Source organism: Bradyrhizobium elkanii WSM2783 (genome assembly GCF_000472865.1).
Classification (GTDB): domain Bacteria; phylum Pseudomonadota; class Alphaproteobacteria; order Rhizobiales; family Xanthobacteraceae; genus Bradyrhizobium; species Bradyrhizobium elkanii_A.
This window is the reverse complement of sequence record NZ_AXAP01000033.1, coordinates 86344-95446: the sequence shown is the minus strand read 5'-3', so window position 1 is coordinate 95446 and position 9103 is coordinate 86344. Positions and strand designations below refer to the sequence as shown.

Here is a 9103-nt window from a genome sequence, read left to right as displayed (position 1 = left end):
CGCCATAGGTCGGCCTTCGCTGGCGCCGGGCCTCCGGCGAAATTGCGACATGGCCGGCAAGCGCCCGAACCGCGTGCTTGCGATGCCAGCCGGTCACCGCGCAAAGCTCGTCGAGTATGCGCCCCTTATCTGCCCGCCCTGCTGATCGATAGCGCTCTACCACCGCCGCCGTGAGCTCGCGCCGCGCACCCATGCTGATCCGTCCTGCCATCGGCGACACCGAGCCGATTCGGTATCGCCGCCCCAATCCTGACGGTCAGTTCTCCGGTAACATTCTTGATGAGGCAATGCGCCCCTCATCGGCGTCCAATTTTGACCCCTTCGTGCGGCGGGTTTTGCTGGTAGCGCTCGTCTCGTCGGAGCTGGCCGGGATAGCGGAGGCGAGACGAGCGCGGGTGGCGTGATCGTCGTCTCGGCTTTTGAACCGCCAGCTGTCGTTGCCGGTCTCGACGATGTCGCAGTGATGTGTCAACCGGTCGAGCAGCGCGGTGGTCATCTTGGCGTCGCCGAACACGCTCGGCCATTCGCCGAAGGCGAGATTGGTGGTCACGATGACGGAGGCGCGCTCATAGAGCCGGCTGACNAGGTGGAAGAGGAGCTGGCCACCGGACTGGGCGAAGGGCAAATAGCCGAGTTCATCCAGCACGATGAAGTCCATCCGGGTCAGATGCTCGGCGAGCCGTCCTTGCCGTCCGTTGCGGGTCTCGGTCTCGAGGCGATTGACGAGGTCGACTACGTTGAAGAAGCGGCCGCGGGCACCGGATCGGATGCAGCTTCTGGCAATGGCAATGGCCAAGTGGGTCTTGCCTGTGCCAGTGCCGCCAACTAGCACGACGTTGCGCTGCTGAGCGATGAAGCCGCCGCCAGCGAGATCATTGACGAGAGTCTGGTTGATCGGCGTGCCGTCGAACTGGAAGTCGGCGATGTCCTTGGCAAGCGGCAACTTGGCAATGGTGAGCTGGTATTTGATCGAGCGGGCTTGCTTCTCGTTGACCTCCGCGTTGAGGAGGTCGCCGACAATGCGCTGGGGTTCGTGCTGGCGCTTGACGGCGGTTGCCATGATCTCGTCGAAGGCNGCCTTCATGCCGTAGAGCTTGAGTTCGCCCATGAGGTCGAAGATTTGGGTTCGTTCCATCAGATGGTCCTCCGGAGGTTGTCGTAGCGGGCACAATCGGCGATCGGTGCATGACGGAGCGTCAGTGCGGCCGGCGTCATGATGTTGGCCGGTGGGGCGGGTTCACGTTGACGGGCCAGGATATTGAGCACGACATCGGCGGAATGGACGCTGTGACTAAGCGCTTCGGCACAGGCCGCTTCCACCGCGGGCAGACCGTCAGTCAGCACCGCGTTGAGGATGTCGACCATCTGCCGATTGCCATCGTCGGTGCCGGCAAGCTTGCGTCGGATCCGCTCGATCGCGGCCGGCAGCACCCAGTCTTTGAAGGGAGCACCGTTGCGCAAGGCGCCGGGTTTGCGGGCGAGCACCGGCACATAATGCCAGGGGTCGTAGACGGTATCGCCGCGGCCAAAGGATCGCGGGTGCTCGGCAACGATGCGTCCATCTTGACGGATCACGATGCGATCGGCATAGGCTTGAACCTCGACCGGTCGTCCGACTGCGCCGGCTGCAACCGAGTACTTGTTGTTGTCGAAGCGCACCAGGCAGGTCTTCGAGACCGATGCCGTCACCGCATCGAAGCCGTCGAAGCGGCCGGCATAGGGAACGAGTTTGGGGCGTTCGGCTTCGAACACTTCCCAGATCGTCTGATCGACCAGCTCTGGATGGCGATGAGCCTTGGCGTAGGCGATGCATTTGTCGAGCAGCCAGGCGTTTAACTCGTCGAGGTTTTTGAACCGCAGCCGCGGCGTGAAGAAGCGTTCCCTGACCAGCCCGACCTGGTTCTCGACCTGCCCCTTCTCCCAGCCCGATGCTGGCGTGCAAGCGACCGGATCGACCAGATAGTGGCTGCACATCTGCAGGAAGCGGCGATTGTAGAGACGCCNTTTACCGACGAAGATCGTCTCTACGGCGGTCTTCATGTTGTCGTAGATGCCGCGGGTGCAGGTGCCTTTGAACAGGGCGAACGCCCGGTCGTGGGCGTCGAACACCATCTCCTGCGTCTCCCGCGGATAGGCCCGCACGAACAGCATGCGGCTGTGACAGAGCCGGACATGGGCGGCCTTCACCATCACCGTGGTGCCGCTCAGNAAGACCACCTCGTGGCTCCAGTCGAACTGGTAGGCTTCGCCTGGGGCAAAGCTCAGCGGGACATAAGCCGCCGCGGTCGATTGCCCGCGTTCTTTGCTCCACCGCCTGGCGTAACGCCGCACGGCATCGTAACCGCCGTCGTAGCCGCGACCGCGCAGCTCTTCGAAGATCCGGATCAACGTCAGCTGTTCACGAGCCGATTTGGCCGCGTTCGCCGCCAGCAGCCTATCGAGCTCCGATGCCCACCGCCCCAGCTTTGGTCGTGGCTGCACCTGCCGCTCGTACTCGAAGGAGGTCTCTCGCGACCTCAGCACCTTCCGGACTGTGTTCCGCGACACCTTCAGGTCACGGGCGATCTCCTTGATCGTCTTGCCCTTGACGAAGTGCTCGCGCCGGATCCGGGCAATCGTCTCCACGATCAGCATCCCCCACCACCTGCTTCATGCCAAAGCAGGCAGCGCAACAGACCAATCTGTAGGGGGGCAATTTTGGACGCCGATCCCCCCGCTTAGGAGGTCAATATTGCAGGCCGAATGACACCTATTATCCAGTGTTGCGAGAATCGAGAGGGTGCATATCCCCGATCTGCGCCAACATTTCATGGATCAGTAGCCGATCATGTCGCTCTTCGATCCAATCCATCTCTGCCACCGCCGTGGTCTCGGGCCCGTGACCGGGGTTCCCACGACCGTATTTGCGTGGCCCGGTCGAGGGAAAGTTCACTGTGGTAAAGAAAAGTAAATTGATAAGTCCACAGAACGAAGGTGGCTTCGGATCACGCGGTCGCGATGCCATCAATGGGACTGTGGCCTTCGGTTCGGATCCGTAGCCGGTCCCTGAATGGCTGCATCACATAACGCTTTACAACGCTTAACTCGTGAGAGATTCGCATAACGAGCAGTCTACCGCTTTCCAACCTACAACAGTCCCGTAAGCATCGTTCGGGTCGGTTGCAATGACTTCTGCAAAGAGTCACCAGGGTGAAGACGGTCATGACGAGCACGTACGCAAGCGACGAAAAAACCAGAGTGCCAGACGCCGGCACAAATCAGGCGTCCATTGATCTGGAGCAGGCTCGACCGAAAGCTGGCCTGAAGTCGCGCCAGTACAGTAGCTGTATCCGGTTCAATCCGATTGTTCAAATCACCCCTGCCGAGTCCGTCAAGCGTCTCGGCACTGGCGGGCATCGCTGGTTCACCGAAACCATCTATGCTCCGATCGGAAACAAGATTGAATTCCGCTTTCAAGGCTCGGTGCATTTGCTCGCGTTGTACAACGAGGGCGCGCGCCGGAACGGCGAAACGTGCATCGAAGGGCTAGCTTCATCCAAGGTGCGAAACTTCGTCAACAAGCTCACCTTCGTACCGGCCGGCCATGCCTATCGGGAATGGCATGAGACGGGGGCATCAACGCGAGTGACGTTTTTGTATCTTGATCCAGCCAAGCTCCAAAAGTCCGATGACGAGGACACTCCGTATGTGCCTCGAATATATTTCGAAGATTCCACGGTCTGGGAGACTGCGGCCAAATTGAAGCGCGCTATCGAACGCGGTCAGGAAAACACGCCGTACCTGGAGGCCCTGTCAAGCGTCCTTGCACATGAGTTGTCCCGCTCTCTGGGCGACATCGTACGTGATGCCCCAGTGAGCCGGGGAGGTCTCGCGAGCTGGCAAAAGCGGACCGTGGTCGGCTACATTGAAGAGCACCTGTGCGAGCAAATCCGTCTCCTGACGCTGGCGCGATTGGCACGTCTAAGCCAGCATCACTTCTGCCGGGCGTTCAAGCAATCCTTCGGCGTTCCGCCACATCAATACCATGTGCAACAACGCATGGAGCGGGCGAAGATACTGCTGGCGGATCGAACGGCTTCGGTCACCGATATCGGATTAACTCTGGGCTATTCGCAAACCAGTTCGTTCAGTGCGGCGTTTCGCAAGACGACGGGGTGGGCACCGAGCGAATATCGCAGGGCGTTTAAATAGTCCACATAGCTTCAGATCGCGTAAGCCCAAAGAGGCCGCCAGCACGGTTAACGGAAATGACAATTTCGTTTGGGAGCCAGATTCACCAAGCCGCGCGCGTGCACAGCTTGTCTGTCAGCCGCGATGTGCAAGCTTATCCGACATCCGGACCAAATCGGCAATCGACCGTGCGCCAATTTTGGACATCACCCGCGTGCGATGAACGCGGGCCGTATGCGTACAGATGCGGATTTGACCTGCGATCTCCTTCACCTCCCGTCCTGCTGCGAGTAGAGCCAGTACTTCTTGCTCACGAGGTGTAAGCGACGCAAACCGCGTCCGGAGATCGCTCAATGCGCGATCTTCGGCCCTGCGCGCGCGATCGAGTTCAATGCCACTTCTCACCGCATCGAGCAGCTCTTGGCTGCGAAATGGCTTGGTAAGGTATTCTATCGCGCCAGCCTTCATGGCACGGACAGACGCCCGAATATCGCCACGGGCGGCGACAAACACGATTGGTGTTGGACTTTGCGTCTTGGCGAGCTTGACCGGAAGGTCGACGCCGCCATCTCCGGGGTCCAGCACGATGCAATTATGCGCGTCGGGCTTGCAGGACCGCAAATAGTCTTCAGCCGACCCGAAAAGTGTCACGCTGACACCGTCTGTTTCGAGCAGCCCCTGCAGGGCATCGCGCGCGGAGACATCATCGTCGATGATTGCAACGATAGCACGTTCGTCGATCATGGATCCTTACCATTCACTAGACGGGAATGAGTGCTCCCGCAGAATAGTCGATAGAGTGCCTAACGGAGGCCGCAACCGGCATTTCTGCGCCGAACTCCGATAAACGCTACTTCGGTATTGCCGTCGTTGTCCGGTTCTTGCGTGTAACTGTCACCCGGCGGCGGGATGGTGCGAAGCTCTGTTGTTGGCCTGCGCAGCGCTACTGTGGCGGGTGAGAGGCACCGCGTTGCACCCGGTAGCCATTGCGCAATGGTTGCGAAATCCTGGCAATGCCGAGACAGACACTGCGGCCAGGTTGGACTAGAAATTCGAACGGATCGCCTCGTTCCTTCGAAGTAGCACGAAAGGAGTGTGGCTCTCCCTCCATCGAGCGGGCCGGCGGGTGTATAGGTGACTCATGAATTGCGAGGCATATTTCTGCGAGCGGTTCGAGGAACTGCGCAAGGAAGGGCGCTACAGGGTCTTCGCTGACCTGGAACGGGAAGTAGGCGGGTTCCCTCGTGCGACGCTTCATTGCCGCGGCGAGAAGAAGCAGGTGACGGTCTGGTGTTCCAATGACTATCTCGGAATGGGGCAGCATCCAGCAATCTTGGCGGCCATGCATGAAGCCCTCGATCGCTGTGGAGCGGGCGCTGGCGGGACGCGTAACATTTCAGGGACCAATCACTATCATGTCATGCTTGAGCGCGAGCTGGCGGATCTTCACGATAAGGAAGACGCGCTGTTGTTCACGTCTGGTTACGTCTCAAACTGGGCGGCGCTTGGTACGCTCGCGTCATGCATACCCGGCTGTGTCGTGCTCTCTGACGCCCTCAATCATGCTTCAATGATTGAAGGCATGCGGGGCAGCCGTGCACCCGTTCGCATCTTCGCACATAATGATCCCGCCGATCTCGCGCGCAAGCTCGCGGAACTTGACCGCGACACCCCGAAGCTGGTGGCATTCGAGTCGGTCTATTCCATGGACGGCGATATAGCGCCTATAGCGGAGCTGTGCGACGCTGCAGAAGCGTATGGTGCCTTGACATACCTTGATGAGGTTCATGCTGTAGGTCTCTATGGACGACACGGCGGCAGGATCGCCGCGCAACAGGGCTTGAGCGATCGCCTCTCGGTCATTGAGGGTACGCTGGCAAAAAGGTTCGGGGGCGTCGGTGGCTATATCGCCGCGTCCGCTGCCTTGTGCGATTTTGTCCGGAGCTATTCGTCGGGCTTTTTCTTCACCACCGCTCTGCCGCCGCACGTGGCGGCGGGGGCGCTTGCAAGCGTGCGCTATCTAAAATCAAGTTTCGTCGAGCGAGACAATATGCAAGGCCGCGTAGCCTTGCTAAGGCGCTGGCTTGATGACGTCGGCGTGCCGCATTTGCGGAATCCAAGTCATATTGTTCCCGTGATGGTGGGGGATGCCGATCTATGCAAGCACATCAGCGATGTGCTCCTGGATAAGTAAGTATGACATCTATATTCAACCGATAAATTATCCGACGGTGCCACGCGGTACAGAGCGGCTTCGTGTTACGGTGTCACCGTTTCACTCCGACAAGGACATCGAGCATTTAATAACTGCGCTTGCAGAAATCTGGTCGAGTGGTTTGTTGGAACATCTCCGCGCTCGGAAGCCGCTTCGAACACATCCGGATCGGAAAGGACACTTTGCGTGTGGCGATCCGGCAACTCGTATCGCGCCGACACCAGATATTGATTCGGTGATAAGTGCCCTGACATAGATCCGGGAGTTCTCGTGATTATCATCTTCGGGCAATCAGCCGTGAGAATTGCGAGGGTTGGCCGCTCTCTAATCAAGCCGATGACGCTGATCGACCTCGCCAATCCCTCAAAGTTCCTGTCGCCGACGGCGCGCGTGCTGCCGTGGCTTGTGGGGCTGACCGCGATCCTGCTCGCGATCGGGCTCTACCAGTCCGCGACCGCGCCCGACGACTATCAGCAGGGCGCCACCGTCAAGATCCTGTTCATCCATGTGCCGAACACGTGGCTGTCGATGTTCGTGTGGGGCGTGATGAGCCTGGCTGCATTGGGCACGCTGGTGTGGCGGCATCCGCTGGCCGATGTCGCGGCCAAGGCCGCTCCCCGATCGGCGCCGCCTTCACGTTCCTCGCGCTGGTGACGGGCTCGCTGTGGGGGCGGCCGATGTGGGGCACCTATTGGGAATGGAATGCGCGGCTGACCTCGGTGCTGATCCTGTTCCTGATGTATCTTGGCCTGATGGCGCTGTGGCGCGCGGTGGAAGATCTGTCGCGGGCCGCACGCGCCGCCGCGATCCTGACCTTGGTCGGCGCGATCACCCTGCTGATCATCAAGTTCTCGGTCGACTGGTGGAACACGCTGCACCAGCCGGCCTTGGTGATGCGGATGGGCGGGCCGACGCTCGACCGCGCGTTCCTGATTCCGCTGCTGGTGATGGCGGCCGGATTTTCGCTTTTGTTCATCACGCTGCATCTGGCGGCGATGCGCAACGAGATCCTGCGCCGCCGCGTGCGGTCCTTGCAGATGATGCAAGCCAGCCAGCGGGCAGCGTGACGCGATGACGCTCGGTCCCTACGCATCCTTCATCGCGACATCCTATGCGCTGGTGGCGGCCGTGGTCTTGATCCTGATCGTCTGGATCGCGATCGACTATCGGCGGCAGACGATGCACCTGCGCGAGCTCGAGGCCGGCGGCGCGACCCGCCGCTCCGGCCGCAGCGCGGCGGATACCAGATGAGCGAGCCTGTAACAACAGATGCCGCGCCGCGAAGCCGGCGCTGGCTGGTGATGCTGCCGCTGGCGTTGTTCCTCGCGCTCGCCGGGTTGTTCCTGGCGGGGCTGCACGGCGGCGACCCCTCCAGAATCCCCTCGGCCCTGATCGGGCGCCCGGCGCCGCAAACCACGCTGCCGGCGCTGGCCGGCCTGACGAGAGACGGCACCCAGGTGCCGGGGCTCGATCCGGCCCCCTTCAAGGGCAAGGTCAGCCTCGTTAATGTCTGGGCGTCCTGGTGCGTGCCGTGCCACGACGAGGCGCCGCTATTGGTGCAGCTCGCCAACGATACGCGGCTGCAGATTGTCGGCATCAACTACAAGGACGCAGCAGACAATGCCCGCCGCTTCCTCGGCCGCTACGGCAATCCGTTCAGCATTGTCGGCGTCGACGGCAACGGCCGCGCCGCGATCGAGTGGGGTATCTACGGCGTGCCCGAGACGTTCGTGGTCGGGCGCGACGGCAGCATCGTCTACAAGCTGGTCGGGCCGGTGACGCCTGAGAATATCGACAGCGTGCTCAAGGTGGAAATCGAGAAGTCGATCAAGGCGGGAGGTTAGCTGTTGCGGTTCGGGTGCCACGAATTCCAAACCTGTCCTCTCGCCCTTGAACGACGTTAGCCAGGCGTGATCCTATTTCTGCACCGCCTGGTGCTGAACGGGAAGGCTTTGCCGTAAGCAGCAACTCTGATGACATCCTGCTTGAGCAAGTAGAACGATGCAGCAAGCAGAGCGCCATCCTTCATTAGGCAGGCAACTGGGCCGGCCATGGCTGGAAAGCCGCCCGCCGATTCTGCCCAACCGCCGGGGATGAACGGAATAATGGTAACGGTAGCCGCAAATGTGGCACATGAATCCAGTTCTCCAAGGACGTCCAATGCTTTGTTCCAAAATCCGAGGAGCAGAAGGATCCCGAACGCCCATTCCGCAACTTCCAGAGAGAAGCTTGCACCACGAAAGCCAAAAGCGGGATAGAGCCACGAAGTAAGTGGACCGTTGCTGATGAAAGGAACCAGCACACGAGCCCCGTACTCGAACAATTTTTGGTAGCCGAAGAAGAAAAAGACGACCACCATTGCCTTGCGAATTAGATGATAGTCATAGTCCTCGCTGAACAAGCCGAGCTTGAACAAGCGTGCTATCAGATGGCTCATTGAAGTTGCTCCATGTTCTGGTCGAGCTATTCACCGCATGCCCGCGCATTCAGCACCATGAACCGTCGATCGACTGCGTGCTGCTTTAGCCGAGCAATCTCAATCCCGGAACGACAAGGATTTGGCGTCACACTGAACAAGCGGTAGCAGAGCTCGCGAATGTCAGCTGGCATCCATTGTCATCACTTTTTCGAATTTGCGGGATTGAAGCCAGGTTCGTGTTTTTCACGGTGCGAAGGCGCGCAGCCTCTGGAGGCGTCACTGTGTCCGGTTTGCTACCA

The 9103-nt window shown here is 60.1% G+C and carries 6 protein-coding genes and 4 pseudogenes; 5 read left to right on the top strand and 5 right to left on the bottom strand.

The features are described 5' to 3' along the window. The 3 genes and pseudogenes from YY7_RS62585 to istA all read right to left on the bottom strand — a co-directional run. A pseudogene (locus tag YY7_RS62585) lies at nt 1–211 on the bottom strand (transposase); the annotation flags it as partial. Nucleotides 212–256: 45 nt separating this feature from the next. Further along, a complete protein-coding gene (gene istB, locus YY7_RS0126240) occupies nt 257–1135 on the bottom strand; it encodes an IS21-like element helper ATPase IstB (protein ID WP_028165820.1) in 879 nt (292 codons plus the stop codon). An 8-nt stretch (nt 1136–1143) separates the two neighbouring features. Next, nucleotides 1144–2634 (bottom strand): annotated as a pseudogene (istA, locus tag YY7_RS0126235) (IS21 family transposase); the annotation flags it as partial. Between the two features lie 555 nt (nt 2635–3189). Here istA and YY7_RS0126230 point away from each other — a divergent pair. Further along, nucleotides 3190–4191, top strand: a complete 1002-nt coding sequence (locus YY7_RS0126230; protein ID WP_245287406.1) for a helix-turn-helix domain-containing protein — start codon at nt 3190–3192, stop codon at nt 4189–4191. Between the two features lie 114 nt (nt 4192–4305). Here YY7_RS0126230 and YY7_RS0126225 read toward each other — a convergent pair whose 3' ends face one another. Continuing rightward, the gene (locus YY7_RS0126225) at nt 4306–4914 is read right to left on the bottom strand and encodes a response regulator transcription factor (RefSeq protein ID WP_028165817.1); all 609 of its coding nucleotides are present in this window, start codon (nt 4912–4914) and stop codon (nt 4306–4308) included. Nucleotides 4915–5311: 397 nt separating this feature from the next. Here YY7_RS0126225 and hemA point away from each other — a divergent pair. From hemA to YY7_RS0126205, 4 genes and pseudogenes are all read left to right on the top strand, one after another. Then, nucleotides 5312–6500, top strand: a pseudogene (gene hemA, locus YY7_RS52865) (5-aminolevulinate synthase); the annotation flags it as partial. Between the two features lie 221 nt (nt 6501–6721). Beyond that, a pseudogene (locus YY7_RS52860) lies at nt 6722–7452 on the top strand (heme ABC transporter permease). Nucleotides 7453–7456: 4 nt separating this feature from the next. Next, a complete protein-coding gene (ccmD, locus tag YY7_RS0126210) occupies nt 7457–7636 on the top strand; it encodes a heme exporter protein CcmD (RefSeq protein WP_028165816.1) in 180 nt (59 codons plus the stop codon). Further along, a complete protein-coding gene (locus YY7_RS0126205) occupies nt 7633–8229 on the top strand; it encodes a DsbE family thiol:disulfide interchange protein (RefSeq protein WP_028165815.1) in 597 nt (198 codons plus the stop codon). Before ccmD ends, YY7_RS0126205 begins: the two co-directional genes overlap by 4 nt. A 56-nt stretch (nt 8230–8285) precedes the next feature. On the opposite strand, the gene YY7_RS52855 is transcribed toward YY7_RS0126205, so the two are convergent. Further along, nucleotides 8286–8822: a YkgB family protein gene (locus tag YY7_RS52855; RefSeq protein ID WP_051396920.1), complete on the bottom strand. Its 537-nt coding sequence runs from the start codon at nt 8820–8822 to the stop codon at nt 8286–8288. Nucleotides 8823–9103: the final 281 nt, after the last annotated feature.

Coding starts and splice junctions, on each gene's coding strand:
- YY7_RS52855 (WP_051396920.1), bottom strand. CDS start 8,822: ATGAGCCATCTGATAGCACGCTTGTTCAAGCTCGGCTTGTTCAGCGAG.
- YY7_RS0126205 (WP_028165815.1), top strand. CDS start 7,633: ATGAGCGAGCCTGTAACAACAGATGCCGCGCCGCGAAGCCGGCGCTGG.
- ccmD (WP_028165816.1), top strand. CDS start 7,457: ATGACGCTCGGTCCCTACGCATCCTTCATCGCGACATCCTATGCGCTG.
- YY7_RS0126225 (WP_028165817.1), bottom strand. CDS start 4,914: ATGATCGACGAACGTGCTATCGTTGCAATCATCGACGATGATGTCTCC.